The organism is Bradyrhizobium sp. YR681, assembly GCF_000282615.1.
Classification (GTDB): domain Bacteria; phylum Pseudomonadota; class Alphaproteobacteria; order Rhizobiales; family Xanthobacteraceae; genus Bradyrhizobium.
On sequence record NZ_AKIY01000180.1, the window covers coordinates 1 to 13,291 of the forward strand.

A 13,291-nucleotide genomic window follows, 5' to 3' on the forward strand; every position below is an offset into this window, starting at 1 on the left:
CGGCTGCCGCCGTTCCACTGGTCGCACTTCGCACCAGGCCGGCACAGGCCGCGGAGTTCGAATACAAGCTCGCCACCGGCCAGTCGCTGACGCAGCCGATCAACACCCGCCTCGATCAGGCCGTGAAGCGGATCAAGGAAACCAGCGGCGGCCGGCTGGAGATCAAGTTCTTTCCCGCCTCGCAGCTCGGCTCGGACACCGATCTGCTGACCCAGATCCGCAGCGGCGGCGTCGACTTCCTCAACATCGCCGGCTCCGTGCTGTCGACGGTCGCGCCGGTTGCCGGCATCGCCAATGTCGGCTTCGCCTTCTCGGATTACGGGCAGGTCTGGAGTGCGATGGATGGCGAACTCGGCAAGCTGATCGCAAGCCAGATCGAGAAGACCGGTGCACTTGTGATCGCCAAGCCCGCCGACAACACCTTCCGGCAGATTTCGTCATTTACAAAACCGATCAAGACGCCGGCCGACCTCGCCGGCTATCGCATCCGCGTGCCGGTGTCGCCGATCTTTACCTCGCTGTTCAAGTCGCTCGGCGCCAACCCGACCTCGATCAACTTCAACGAGTTGTACACGGCTCTCCAGACCCATCTCGTCGACGGCCAGGAGAACGGCCTCGTCACCATCGAGGCCGGCAAGATCTACGAAGTGCAGAAATACATCTCCGAGACCAACCACATCTGGGATCCGTTCTTCATTCTCGGCAACCGCCGCTCGGTGAAGGCACTGCCTGACGAATTGCAGGCGATCGTCCGGCGCGAATTCGACCAGGCCGCGATGGAGCAGCGCGCCGACACCGCAAAGCTCAATCTGACGCTGAAGGACCAGCTGGTCGCCAAGGGCATCACCTTCGAGGCCTCCGACAAGGAGGCGTTCCGCAAGGAGTTGTCGACCGCCGGCTTCTACAAGGAATGGCGTGGCAAGTTCGGCGAGGACAATTGGAAGACGCTGGAAGCCGCCGCCGGAGCACTGGCATGAGCGCTGTGGTCGGCATGCCTGATGCGGTGACGCTCGGCGGGGCGCAGGCGCTGCGCGGACGCTGGCTGGAGCAGTCGCTGCGCTGGCTGGTGGAGATCCCGGCGGCGATCGCCGTGGTCGCCGAGGTGGTCATCCTGTTCGCCGGCATCGTCGCACGCGGAGTATTCCACCGGCCGATCATCTGGTCGGACGAACTGGCGTCGATCCTGTTCCTGTGGCTGGCGATGCTCGGCAGCGCGATCGCCGTGCAACGCTCGGCGCATATGCGCCTGACCTTCTTCACGTCGTATCTGTCGCCGCGCGCGGAGGCCTGGGCCTCGACGCTCGCGGCCGGTGGCGTCGCTTTGTTCCTCGCGATCATCCTGCATCCGGCGCTGGATTATGTGGAGGACCAGGCCTTCGTGGAGACGCCGGCGCTCGGCTGGTCCGGCATGGTTCGCGCGGCCGCGATTCCGGTCGGCTGCATCATTGCGCTGGCCAGCATCTGCCTGACCCTCGTCAAGCGATCGGCAAAGGATTTGCTTGCCGTTGCCGTCCTGTTTGCGGCGATTGCCGGCGTGCTCTATGTCGCAGGTCCCTCGCTGAAATCACTCGGCAACTGGAACCTGCTGATCTTCTTCGTCGGCCTGCTCGGCTGCGCCGTGATGGCGGGCGTGCCGATCGCGTTTTCCTTTTGTCTGGCGACCGTCGCTTTCCTGCTGACCACGACGCGGACACCGCTGCTGGTCGTGGTCGGGCGGATCGACGAGGGCATGAGCTCGCTGATCCTGCTCGCGGTGCCGCTGTTCGTGCTGCTGGGACAGATGGTCGAGCAGACCGGGATGGCGCGCGTCATGGTCGCGTTCCTCGCCTCCGTGCTCGGTCATGTCCGCGGCGGACTGTCCTATGTGATGTTAGGGGCCATGTTGCTGGTCTCCGGCATCTCCGGCTCCAAGACCGCCGACATGGCGGCCATCGCGCCCGTGCTGTTTCCCGAAATGCGCAAGCGCGGCATGAAGGACGGCGAGCTGGTCTCGCTGCTCGCGGCATCGGGCGCGATGAGCGAGACCATTCCGCCGTCGATCGTGCTGATCGCGATCGCCTCCGTCACCGGCGTCTCGATCGCCGCATTGTTCACCGCCGGCATCCTGCCCGGCATCGTGCTGGCGATCGTGCTTGCCTTCGTCGCGCGCTATCGGGCGGGCGCGGAGGAGAATGCCGCGATCAAGGTCGCGCGGGCGCCGCTGTCGGTCGTTGCGAAAACATTGTGGGCCGCCTTGCCGGCCCTGGCGCTGCCGTTCCCGATCCGCAGCGCGGTGGTCGAGGGCTATGCAACCGCGACCGAGGTCTCGACCATCGGCATCGCCTATTGCCTCGTGCTTGGCCTGATCATCTATCGCGGCAGCCTCTCCTGGAAGAATGTGCTGCCGATGCTGGTGCAGACAGCCGCGCTGTCCGGCTCGATCCTGTTCATCGTGGGGGCCGCGAGTGCGATGGCCTGGGCGCTGGCGCAATCCGGCTTCTCGCATGATCTGGCCGCACGCATGGCCGGCGTGCCCGGCGGCGCCTACGGCTTCCTGCTTATCTCGGTGATCGCCTTCATCGTGCTCGGCAGCGTGCTGGAGGGGATTCCGGCCATCGTGCTGTTCGGCCCGCTGCTGTTCCCGGTGGCCGCGCAGTTCGGCATCAACGAGGTGCATTATGCGATGGTGGTGATCCTCGCCATGGGCCTCGGCCTGTTCGCGCCCCCGTTCGGCCTCTGCTACTACGCCGCCTGCAGCATCGGCGGCGTGTCGCCGGATGCCGGCATGCGCAGGATCTGGATCTATCTCGCCTGGCTGTTCCTGGGCCTGCTGCTGATTACCTTCGTGCCCTGGATATCGCTGGTGTTTCTGTGAGGTATACACCCGCTCACGCTGAAATCTGCTTCTCCGCGATCGACAGCCACTCGGCCTGCGCCTCGCGCAGATATTTTGGCGCGCGGCGCATCTGGATCAGGAGCTCGTTGAAGACCACGCGCGCCTCGGCGCTGCGGCCGACCATTTGCAGCAGCATGCCGTAGCGCACCCGCGCTTCGGCGCCTGGGAAGTAACCTGCGACGGCGTGATATTCCTCCAGCGCCTCGTCGAGCCGGCCGACCTCGGCGAGCGCGCGGGCATAGAGTAGATGCGCATCGGCGGAGTCGAACTCAGGCCATTGCTTCTGGAGATCGTCCAGCGTCGCGAGCGCATCGGCCGGACGCTTGGCGGAAAACTCGGCCTGCGCCTTGCCGAGCGCATAGGCGGGATCGTGGCCCATCGGCAGGCTCAGGATGTGACTGTAATGCTGCTCGGCTTCACCGTAGCGCCCCACCTTCGCGCACTCCTCGGCCAGCGCGGCGCGGTTGGCGATGGTGTCGGTGCCGGCGAGCCGGTCGCAGAGCTCGCGATAGTGCTTCTCGGGATCGAGACGGCTCGCGACACGCTGACGTGCCTGCCGCGCGCCGGGGCTGGAAAACCATTCGGGGACGAGCTCGACCACGATATAGGCGAGCGCGCCGATCAACGGCACCATCAGGATGATGAAGGCCCAGGGCTGCAACCGCCCGGTTCGAGAGGCATGATAGATCAGCGTGATATCGAGCAGCAGAACGACCAAGGCGACGGGCATGTGACATCCACGGGCACGACGACAGCGCACGTTCCCTGATATCGCAACTGCCGCATCGAGACAACTTTGAGTTGCCCGTCTTCCGCAAAATTCGGCGATCTCAGGCGCGCGCCTTGATGGCGACGAGGGTCAGTCGTCTCGAACGCGATGCAGGTTCACGGGACCGCAACCGAAACGGCTATTGCTTGGCGTCGTCCGCCAGCATTTTCCGGTATTTCTCGACGTCGCGCGTCACGAGCTGCTGGAGCAGCTCCGGCGTGTGCTCATTGTCATCGGGCGCAACGGTCGAAAGCTCGGCAAAACGTTTCTTCACCGCGTCGGTTTCCACGGCGGTCCGCGCGGCCGCATTCAGCTTGGCGATCACTGCCGGCGGCGTGCCCTTGGGCGCGAACAGGCCATTCCAGCCCTGCGCCTCGAATTCAGGAAGGCCCGCCTCGGTTGAGGTCGGCAGGTCGGGGGCCGTCGCGAGCCGCACGGTCGAGCCGACCACAAGCCCGCGCACCAGCTTCTCGTTGATCGACTGCGAGACCGAGGCGGCGGCATCGCAGACGCCGTCGATCTGGCCGCCGATTGCGTCGGTCAGCGCAGGCGCGGCGCCGCGATAGCCGATCAGCGTCGCATCGATCCCGGCCGCCGTGACGAAGCTCTTGCAGATCAAATAGTTCGACGAGCCGACGCCGGCATGGCCGAGATTGATCTTGCCCGGATTGGCCTTGGCGTAGGCGATGAACTCCTTGAGGTCCTTCGCCGGAAAATCCTTGCGCACGGCGACGATGCCGAACGTCTTCGCCACCATCGCAATCGGCACGAAGGAGTCGGGCGTGAACGGCAGTTTGGGATAGATCGTGTAGGTCGCAGCATTGGTGCCGGCATTGCCGATCGCGATGGTGTAGCCGTCAGGCTCGGCGCGGGAGGCGCGCGCCAGCGCGGTCGAGCCGCCGGCGCCGGCGACATTCTCGATCACGATGGTCTGGCCAAGCGCGATGCCCATCTGCTCGGCGACGGTGCGCGCGATCACGTCCGAGGTGCCGCCGGCCGCGAACGGCACGATCATGGTCACAGGACGTTTTGGAAAATCCTGCGCGAACGCGGCAGTTGCGAACGCAACGACGGCGATGGCGGCCGACAGCCGCTTCACGACGAACGGGATCACGCGGCCTTTTCCAGATGTGCGGTGAGGCCGGCGAACAGGCCGCGGCCGTCGGTGCAGCCCATGATGTCTTCGACGTGGTTTTCGGGATGCGGCATCATGCCGAGCACGTTGCCCCTGTCGTTGACGAGGCCGGCGATCGAATGCGCCGCGCCGTTGATGTTGTGGCTCTCGTCGACCGCGCCGTCGGCGGAGCAGTAACGATAGAGCACCCGCCCCTCGCCCTCGATGCGCTTGATGGTCTCTTCATCCGCCTCGTAATTGCCCTCGCCATGGGCGACGGGCACGCGGATCACCTGGCCGGCATTGTAGCCGCGGGTGAACGGCGTATCGGAACGCTCGACGCGCAAATGCACGTCCTTGCAGATGAATTTCAGCCGCGCATTGCGCATCAGGACGCCCGGCAGCAGGCCGGACTCGCAGAGGATCTGGAAACCGTTGCAGACGCCGAGCACGAGGCCGCCCTTGGCCGCATAATCGCGCACCGCGTCCATCACCGGCGCACGCGCGGCGATTGCGCCACAGCGCAAATAATCGCCATAGGAGAATCCGCCCGGCACGACCACGAGATCGGTACCCGCGGGCAGCGACGTCTCGGCGTGCCAGACCATCGCGGGCTCGCTGCCCGAGATCACCCTCAACGCGCGCGCCATGTCGCGCTCGCGGTTGATTCCGGGAAAGACGAGGATGGCGGCTTTCATGGGCGGGTTCCGGCGGTGACGGGAATCGGGCTGGCCACAGGGCCAATTCGTCAGGAGACATAGCCATTTGACGAGGATTTTACCAGTGCTAGCCTCGCCGAACCGCCTTGTGCACAGGCCATGGCCAAGACGTCTGGCCGCGCGATTTGACCCGGGATTGAAGCCATGAACGTCCCGTCGCTGCCCGCATCCCCCTCCGAGCCCATCTCCACCGAGGGCGTCGTCGCTGCCGGCGCCTATGTCGACGGCCGGCGCGTCGCCAATATCGCCATCAGCGAGGCCTCGAGCTGGCGGGCCAAGCCCGGCCATGTCGTGTGGATCGGCCTGCACGAGCCCGACATGGCGCTGCTCAGCGCCGTGCAGAAGCAGTTCGATCTGCACGACCTCGCCATCGAGGACGCCAACAACGCCCATCAACGGCCGAAGATCGAGCAGTATGGCGAGGCCCTCTTCATCGTGGCGCGGACCGCGCAGCTGATCGAGGGCCGGATCGCCTTTGGCGAGACCCACATCTTCGTCGGCGAAGGCTATCTGGTCTCGGTCCGCCACGGCGCCTCGACCTCCTACACGCCGGTGCGCGAACGCTGCGAAAGCTGCCCGCGGGCGCTGGCGCGCGGCGAGGACTACATCCTCTATGCCATCCTCGATTTCATCGTCGACAACTACTCGCCCGTGCTCGAGAGCATTCACGAGGAGGTCGAGGGCATCGAGGACGACGTGCTCTCCCAGCCGATCAGCAAGGCGCAGATCGAGCGGCTCTACATGCTGCGCCGCGACCTGCTGCGGCTCAGGACCGCCATCGGCCCGCTGGTGGAAGTCTGCCGCAGGCTGGAGCATGACGAGCTGGCGATGGTGCGCGCGACGATGCAGCCGCTGTTCCGCGACGTCACCGATCACGTCAGGAACATCCAGGAGCGGATCGATTCCATGCGCGAGGTGCTGGCCTTCGCCTTCGAAGCGAGCCTGCTGGTCGGACAGGCGCAGGAGACGGCGGTCTCCAAGAAGCTCGCCTCGTGGCTTGCGATCATCGCGATCCCGACCGCGCTCGCCGGCATCTACGGCATGAACTTCAAGCACATGCCGGAGCTGGAGTGGGAATACGGCTATTATCTGCTGCTCGGCGTGATGCTGACGGCATGCGGCGCGCTGTACTGGCGCTTCCGCCGCGTCGGATGGCTGTGAGCTGCGAAAGCGCTCAGCGACTCGCCGGCGCCAGCACCACCATGACCCCGATGGCGAATTTCGCATAATTGTCGGAGCTGGCCTTCTCGCTGGCCGAGGAACTGATCAGGCTGGCCGCGCCACGGTCGCCAAACAGGTAACCGCTGACCTGATATTCCCTGGTGCCGTCGGGTTTCACCATCAGGCGCCGCGCCTTGAACAGGCGTGGCACCTTGGTGCCACTGTCGCCATCGATTCCGAGAATCGAGATCTTCTGGCCCGGCGTGCGCTGCTCCAGCATCTTGACGATCTGGGCCTGCTCTTCGCGGAACTGCTCCAGCGTCATCGTATTGCCGGGCGGGTAAAAACGATAGCTCACCCTGGACTGGGCCCCGCAGCCGGGCTGCTCGCAAACGAACATGTGGACATCGTTGGGCCTCAGCTCATAGCGGAATCCGCCGACCGAGAATGGCGGACCTCGCTCCGCCCCGGATTTCGGGGCCTCGGCGGAAGCAGCTCCGCCCGCGAGCACCAGTGCGGCGAGAGCAACAACGAGCGAACGTAGAGCCACATACCGGTCTTCATGTCACTGCCGCGCCGGAGGCGCGAAATCCTCGATTTCCATCACGCCGACAAAGTCGCTGCCGTTGCGGCGCGCGACCTCGACGGCGAGCGAGGTGGAAATGACGTCGATCATGGTATTGCCAGCGAATACCATGTCGCGGACGAGGTAGACTGGCTTGTCGTTAGGGCCGGTCGCCCTGTACTCCCAGTGAACCGCCGGGAATTCCTTCATCTTGGCGACGCGCGAGGACACCAGCGTCAGGTCTCTCAGGCGCCCGACCGCTTCGCTCGATGCCTGCTCGGTCTGGGCCATCTGACGCTGTGCATCCGCCTCGGCGAATTTCTGCAAGGCCACGGGATCGGGGCTGCGGGTCGGACTGGCTGCGGTGCGGATGGTGACAACCGAATTCTCCGGACAGGCAAGCGGCTTGCAGCGGAAGATCGAGCGTCTTTCGCCATACAGCCGCGTGCCGGTCCATTTTTCCGGATCCGGCGATTTGAAGGTCACTCTGGTGCCCGGATGCTCCGGGCCGACGGCCGTCGTGACACAGCCCGTAAGCGACAACGCGGCCGCGGCCATGACCGCAAACCGGACAACGTCTGAAATGGTCCCCATCACCCCGCCCCGAATACGCACCCGTCCGGAGTGTAGACAACCTGTGGTTTCCGATAAAGAGGGTCGTCAACAGCTTCAGTGATGCTGCTTAACGCGGGATGGGCGTGTCCGTCACTTCCATCGTCTTGATGAACAGATCGCGGTTGCGTCGCGCCAAGTCTTGCGAGGGGGAAAACGAGGAAATGCTGACCATCGCCGATTTGACGAACATGGTCGCCTTGCTGAGATAGGCGGGGCCCTTCTCGCCGACGACGCGCAATTCCTGGACGATCGCCGGATAGCCGCGCAGCGTCGCCGTGCCGCTGGAGACCCGCTCGAGCTTCCGGCCTGCGGCAGCATTGTCCTGATTGGCGCGCGCAACCGATTCAGGAATCTGGCTGGCCAGCTTTGCCAGCGCCTGGGGGTCGGGACTGCGGGTCGGGCTGCTCGAAATGGTTGCGGTGACCTTGGCCGCGTCGGGGCAAGCCAGCGGACGGCAGACGAATTCGCCGGTGCTCTTGCCGAAGAGATTGCTGCGTCCGGCCCATTTGGCCGGATCGGGATTTCGTATCGTGACGCTGGTCGTGCCGGGGGTCTGGGCGGCTGCGAACTGGATGCCAAGGACCGGCAGCAGCATGGTCGCCACAGCGGCGACCCAGGCAACCGCTCGCATCACCCGAGCAGCTCCACCCGATAGTTCTCGATCACGGTATTGGCCAGCAGCTTGTCTGCGGCGTCCTTCAATGCCGCTTCCGCCTTGGCCTTGTCGGCGCCGGCGAGCTCGATGTCGAACACCTTGCCCTGGCGCACGCTGGCGACGCCGTCGACGCCGAGCGACTTCAGCGCGCCTTCGATGGCCTTGCCTTGCGGATCGAGAATGCCCGTCTTCAAGGTAACGGTGACACGTGCCTTCACGTCTGTATCCCTCTTAGCTCTTCACCAGCACCGGGCCAGTGCCCTGCGGACGCTCATTCTCCATGAGGATGCCGAGGCGTTTTGCGACTTCCGTGTAAGCCTCGAGCAGGCCACCGAGATCCCTGCGGAAACGGTCCTTGTCGAGCTTCTCGTTCGACTTGATGTCCCACAGACGGCAGCTGTCCGGCGAGATTTCGTCGGCGACGATGATTCGCATCATCTCGTTCTCGAACAGGCGCCCACACTCCATCTTGAAGTCGACGAGGCGGATGCCGATGCCGAGGAAGAGACCGGTGAGGAAATCGTTGACGCGGATGGCGAGCGCCATGATGTCGTCGATCTCCTGGGGCGTCGCCCAGCCGAACGCGGTGATGTGCTCTTCCGACACCATGGGGTCGTTGAGCTGGTCGTTCTTGTAATAGAACTCGATGATCGAACGGGGCAGCTGCGTGCCCTCCTCGATCCCGAGGCGCTGCGACAGCGAGCCGGCGGCGACGTTCCGCACCACCACTTCCAGCGGCACGATCTCGACCTCGCGAATCAACTGCTCGCGCATGTTGAGGCGGCGGATGAAATGGGTCGGCACCCCGATGTCGTTGAGGTGCTGAAACAGGTACTCCGAGATCCGGTTGTTGAGGACACCCTTGCCCTCGATCACCTGATGCTTTTTGGCATTGAACGCGGTGGCGTCGTCCTTGAAGTGCTGGATCAGGGTACCGGGCTCGGGACCTTCATACAGAACCTTTGCCTTGCCTTCATAAATGCGACGCCGACGGCTCATGGGGATGTACCGTGTTTTGTTGAAATCCATGTATTTGGTGTGCTCCGGTTACCAGGTTACGACCCACAGCGGAGCTGCCGTGAACAGCCCGGAACCCATCCATAACCCAAGGAAACACCAAGGAAACAGAACGGGAACCAAGCCTCCAGGCAACCTATCCGATTGGCTGTCCCAGCACAATCGATCCGGCTCATCCGATGCCAACTTATACCGCCTTGCCTGCGGCTTAACGGCCCGTTGTTTTGCCGATTCCTGCCCCCTATCTAGGCATGCGCCGCGTGCCTCGCAACGAGGGCGGCGAAAGGATGATCCGGTCCAGTCAGCCAAGGAATTGGAAGAGGCATGAGCGAAATCAACAAGCGCGAGGAAGGCTTTGAGAAGAAGTTCGCCCTCGACGAGGAGCAGAAATTCAAGGCGGAGGCCCGCCGCAACCGTCTGCTCGGCCTGTGGGCGGCTGAAAAGCTCGGAATATCAGGCGAAGCCGCCACCGCCTACGCCAAGGAGGTCGTCGCGGCCGATTTCGAGGAAGCCGGCGATGCCGACGTCCTGCGCAAGATCATGGGTGATTTCGCCGCCAAGAGCGTCGTCGTCACCGAGCAGGCGATTCGGGCCAAGATGAGCGAGCTGCTCGCTGTGGCCGCCGCCGAGGTGAAGGCCGGGAAATAGGCCGGCAGGGAGCGGCGAATGGCGCGGTCAACCCCCGTTCGCCGCTCGCTCCATAACAGCTTGCGGCAAGCCCCGGGCAATGCCAAATGAGCGGCATGTCCCAGGATAAGACCCAAGATCATATCTCGAACGTCCTCGCCGAGCGCTATGCCTCGCCCGCGATGCGCGCCATCTGGAGCGGCGAAGGCAAGGTCCGCCTCGAACGCGACTACTGGATCGCCGTGCTGAAAGGTCAGCGCGATCTCGGCATCCCGGTGCCGGATGGCGTGATCGAGGCTTACGAGCGGGTCAAGGACCAGGTTAACCTCGCCTCCATCATGCGCCGCGAGCGCATCACCCGCCACGACGTCAAGGCGCGGATCGAGGAATTCTGCGAGCTCGCCGGTCACGAGCACCTGCACAAGGGCATGACCAGCCGCGACCTCACCGAGAACGTGGAGCAGCTCCAGGTCTACCGCGGACTGCAGCTGATCGAGTCCAAGACCATCGCCGCGCTGATCCGTTTTGCCAAACATGCAAAACAGTTGCGCGACATCCCGTTCACGGCGCGCACGCACAACGTGGCCGCGCAGGTCACGACGCTCGGCAAACGCATCGCCATGTTCGGCGAGGAGATGCTGCTCGCGCATCAGAGCCTGGTCAACCTGCTCGACACCTATCCCGCGCGCGGCCTGAAGGGCGCGGTCGGCACCCGGCTCGACCAGATCACGTTGTTCAACGGCGATGCCGGCAAGGCCCGCGCGCTCGAGCAGCAAATCCTCAAGCATCTCGGCCTGCCCAAGAGCTTTGATGCCGTCGGCCAGGTCTATCCGCGCAGCCTCGACTTCCGTGCGGTCAGCGTACTCGTCGATCTCGCTAGCGGTCCGGGCAGCTTCGCCAAGACCTTGCGCCTGATGGCCGGCCATGAGCTCGCCAGCGAAGGCTTTGCCAAGGGCCAGGTCGGCTCGTCCGCCATGCCGCACAAGATGAACAGCCGCTCCTGCGAGCGCATCAACGGCCTGCATGTGGTGCTGAAGGGCTATCTCGCGATGGCCGCAGGCCTCGCCGGCGATCAGTGGAACGAGGGTGACGTCTCCTGCTCCGTGGTCCGCCGCGTCATGCTGCCCGACACCTTCCTCGCCATGGACGGCCTGCTCGAGACCCTGCTCTCGGTGCTCGACCAGATGGAAATCTTCGACGCCGTCGTCGCGACCGAGCTGAACCGCTATCTGCCCTTCCTGCTGACCACCACGGTGATGATGGAAGCGGTGAAGAAGGGCGCCGGCCGCGAAGGCGCGCACGAGGCGATCAAGGAGCACGCGGTCGCGGCCATCCGTGACCTGCGCACCGGCAAGATCGTGCAGAACGATTTGCTTCAGCGCCTCGCCGCCGATCAGCGCCTGAGCCTCAGCGAAGCCGAATTGCAGAGCGTGCTCGATCATGGCCGCGCCAACTCAGGCGATGCCGGCGCACAGGTCGATCACTTCGCCGAGCAGGTCGATGCGCTGGCCAAGGCCAATCCGCAAGCGGCCGGCTATGCGCCGGGCGCGATTCTCTAGCGAATTGTGGCTTGCGAATAGCGAATGGGCCAAACTCCATTCGCTACTCGCAATTCCCCAGTCGCCCCCGTCAGCCTTCCTTGAAGCCGTATTCCGGCACGTTGCCGCTGGCGCCGTAATATTTGTACGGCAGGAACTTGCCTGACATCGTGATCTTGACGCGGTCGCCCTTCGGGTTGGCGACGCGCTCGATCCCCATGTCGAAGTCGATCGCCGACATGATGCCGTCGCCGAACTCTTCCTCGATCAGCGCCTTCCAGGCAGGGCCGTTCACCATTACCATCTCGTAGAAGCGATAGATCAAGGGATCGGTCGGCGGCATCGGCGTGCCGGTGCCGCGCATCGGCACCTCGTTGAGCATCGCCGTTTCAGCCTTCGACAGGCCGAACAGCTCGCCAGCATTGGCCGCCTGCGGCTTCGTCAGCTTCATCTGGCCGAGGATTGCGCCGACGATCAGCACCTCGGCATAGCCGCCGACCTGCTCGCAGATGTATTTCCAGGTCCAGCCCTTCTCGCGCTTGATGTCGAGCAGCTTTTCGGTGAGGTCTTCGCGCTTCATGTGGAATCTCCCTTCTTAAGCGGTCAATCCGGGGGTGGTCCCGGGTGTCCAGGTCTGTCGTTGATCTTCGCCGTTTGACGCGATCGTCAGTCCGGGCTTGCCGATGTGCACGACCGGCACATTGCGTGGATCGTGATCGGGCTTTTCGGTGGTGAACGTCTTGCTGCGCGTCACCAGGAAATCGATGATGTGGTTGCGCAGCGCGTAGTAGAGCGGATGGCGGTGCAGATCGGTGCGGCCGCGATCCCTGGGCAGCGGATTCTCGACGACCTCGGCCAGCACCGCGCCGGGGCCATTGGTCATCAGAAAGATCTTGTCGGCGAGATAGATCGCCTCGTCGACATCGTGGGTGATCATGAACGCGGTCTGCCCGGTCTCGAGGCAAATGCGCCGCACCTCGTCCTGGAGCGTGCCGCGCGTCAGCGCGTCCAGCGCCGAGAACGGCTCGTCCATCAACATCATTTTTGGCGTGATCGAGAGAGCGCGCGCGATGCCGACGCGCTGCTTCATGCCGCCCGACAGCTCTGACGGTCGCTTGTGCTCCGAGCCCGTGAGTCCAACGAGATCGATGAATTTCTGCGCATGCGCCCTGACCTTGGCGCGGTCCCATTTGCGCCATTTCGACGAGACCGCATAGCTGACATTGCCGAGCACGGTACGCCAGGGCAGCAGCGCGTGACTCTGGAAGATCACGGCGCGGTCGAGGCTGGTGCCCGAGATCGCCTGTCCGTCGACGATCACCGCGCCTTCGCTCGGCGCATCGAGGCCGGCGAGGATGTTGAGCACCGTGGTCTTGCCGCAGCCGGAATGGCCGATCACGCAGCAGAACTCGCCGCGGGCCATCGAGAGCCACAAATTCTCGAAGACCGTCGTCGTGGCGCCATTGGCGCCCGGATAGCGCTTCGCGATGCCTTCGATGGAGATGAATTTGTCGGTCACAGGCAGCTCCACAAGCGTGCTGCACTCCCTCGCCCCGCTTGCGGGGAGAGGGTTGGGGTGAGGGGGGCTCTCCGCGGGGACGGTGAGAGTTGGACTCGTGGAGAGCCCCCCCCCCCC

Annotated in this window: 15 protein-coding genes; 5 read left to right on the top strand and 10 right to left on the bottom strand. The window is 64.3% G+C overall.

Annotated elements, in window-relative coordinates:
• Both PMI42_RS13820 and PMI42_RS13825 read left to right on the top strand, forming a co-directional pair.
• Positions 1-977: TRAP transporter substrate-binding protein (locus tag PMI42_RS13820; RefSeq protein ID WP_008135014.1), on the top strand; the 977-nt coding region annotated here is incomplete at its 5' end.
• Entirely contained in the window at positions 974-2,854 is a 1,881-nt protein-coding gene (locus tag PMI42_RS13825) for a TRAP transporter large permease (RefSeq protein ID WP_008135016.1), read from the top strand. The genes PMI42_RS13820 and PMI42_RS13825, both read left to right, overlap by 4 nt.
• A 13-nt stretch (positions 2,855-2,867) precedes the next feature.
• Here PMI42_RS13825 and PMI42_RS13830 read toward each other — a convergent pair whose 3' ends face one another.
• The 3 genes from PMI42_RS13830 to purQ form a co-directional block, all read right to left on the bottom strand.
• Complete coding sequence (locus PMI42_RS13830; RefSeq protein ID WP_008135017.1) at positions 2,868-3,605, bottom strand: tetratricopeptide repeat protein; 738 nt, start codon at positions 3,603-3,605, stop codon at positions 2,868-2,870.
• Between the two features lie 178 nt (positions 3,606-3,783).
• The gene (locus PMI42_RS13835; protein WP_008135018.1) at positions 3,784-4,758 is read right to left on the bottom strand and encodes a tripartite tricarboxylate transporter substrate binding protein BugD; all 975 of its coding nucleotides are present in this window, start codon (positions 4,756-4,758) and stop codon (positions 3,784-3,786) included.
• Positions 4,755-5,456: a phosphoribosylformylglycinamidine synthase subunit PurQ gene (gene purQ / locus PMI42_RS13840; RefSeq protein ID WP_008135020.1), complete on the bottom strand. Its 702-nt coding sequence runs from the start codon at positions 5,454-5,456 to the stop codon at positions 4,755-4,757. Before purQ ends, PMI42_RS13835 begins: the two co-directional genes overlap by 4 nt.
• Positions 5,457-5,621: 165 nt before the next feature.
• Between purQ and PMI42_RS13845 the strand changes: the two genes are divergently transcribed.
• Positions 5,622-6,638: a magnesium and cobalt transport protein CorA gene (locus PMI42_RS13845; protein WP_008135022.1), complete on the top strand. Its 1,017-nt coding sequence runs from the start codon at positions 5,622-5,624 to the stop codon at positions 6,636-6,638.
• Positions 6,639-6,651: 13 nt separating this feature from the next.
• Here the strand turns inward: PMI42_RS13845 and PMI42_RS13850 are convergent, their stop codons facing one another.
• The 5 genes from PMI42_RS13850 to purC form a co-directional block, all read right to left on the bottom strand.
• On the bottom strand, positions 6,652-7,188 hold the full coding sequence (locus tag PMI42_RS13850) for a hypothetical protein (protein WP_240535240.1): 537 nt from the start codon (positions 7,186-7,188) through the stop codon (positions 6,652-6,654).
• 15 nt (positions 7,189-7,203) lie between these two features.
• Positions 7,204-7,797 carry a hypothetical protein gene (locus tag PMI42_RS13855; protein ID WP_008135026.1) on the bottom strand — a complete coding sequence of 198 codons (594 nt, stop codon included), beginning with the start codon at positions 7,795-7,797 and terminating at the stop codon, positions 7,204-7,206.
• 88 nt (positions 7,798-7,885) lie between these two features.
• Complete coding sequence (locus PMI42_RS13860; protein ID WP_008135028.1) at positions 7,886-8,452, bottom strand: hypothetical protein; 567 nt, start codon at positions 8,450-8,452, stop codon at positions 7,886-7,888.
• Positions 8,449-8,691, bottom strand: a complete 243-nt coding sequence (gene purS, locus PMI42_RS13865) for a phosphoribosylformylglycinamidine synthase subunit PurS (RefSeq protein ID WP_008135030.1) — start codon at positions 8,689-8,691, stop codon at positions 8,449-8,451. The genes PMI42_RS13860 and purS overlap by 4 nt, the downstream gene beginning before the upstream one ends.
• 13 nt (positions 8,692-8,704) lie before the next feature.
• The gene (purC, locus tag PMI42_RS13870) at positions 8,705-9,472 is read right to left on the bottom strand and encodes a phosphoribosylaminoimidazolesuccinocarboxamide synthase (protein WP_172782948.1); all 768 of its coding nucleotides are present in this window, start codon (positions 9,470-9,472) and stop codon (positions 8,705-8,707) included.
• A gap of 342 nt (positions 9,473-9,814) precedes the next feature.
• On the opposite strand from purC, the gene PMI42_RS13875 reads away from it, so the two are divergent.
• Both PMI42_RS13875 and purB read left to right on the top strand, forming a co-directional pair.
• Positions 9,815-10,138 (top strand): DUF1476 domain-containing protein, encoded by a 324-nt coding sequence (locus PMI42_RS13875; RefSeq protein WP_008135035.1) that lies wholly within the window; start codon positions 9,815-9,817, stop codon positions 10,136-10,138.
• A gap of 95 nt (positions 10,139-10,233) precedes the next feature.
• Complete coding sequence (gene purB / locus PMI42_RS13880) at positions 10,234-11,676, top strand: adenylosuccinate lyase (RefSeq protein WP_008135036.1); 1,443 nt, start codon at positions 10,234-10,236, stop codon at positions 11,674-11,676.
• A gap of 70 nt (positions 11,677-11,746) precedes the next feature.
• Here purB and cynS read toward each other — a convergent pair whose 3' ends face one another.
• Together cynS and PMI42_RS13890 are read right to left on the bottom strand one after the other, a co-directional pair.
• Positions 11,747-12,235: a cyanase gene (gene cynS, locus PMI42_RS13885; protein ID WP_008135039.1), complete on the bottom strand. Its 489-nt coding sequence runs from the start codon at positions 12,233-12,235 to the stop codon at positions 11,747-11,749.
• A 15-nt stretch (positions 12,236-12,250) separates the two neighbouring features.
• Positions 12,251-13,174 carry an ABC transporter ATP-binding protein gene (locus PMI42_RS13890; protein WP_035965630.1) on the bottom strand — a complete coding sequence of 308 codons (924 nt, stop codon included), beginning with the start codon at positions 13,172-13,174 and terminating at the stop codon, positions 12,251-12,253.
• Between the last annotated feature and the right edge of the window lie 117 nt (positions 13,175-13,291).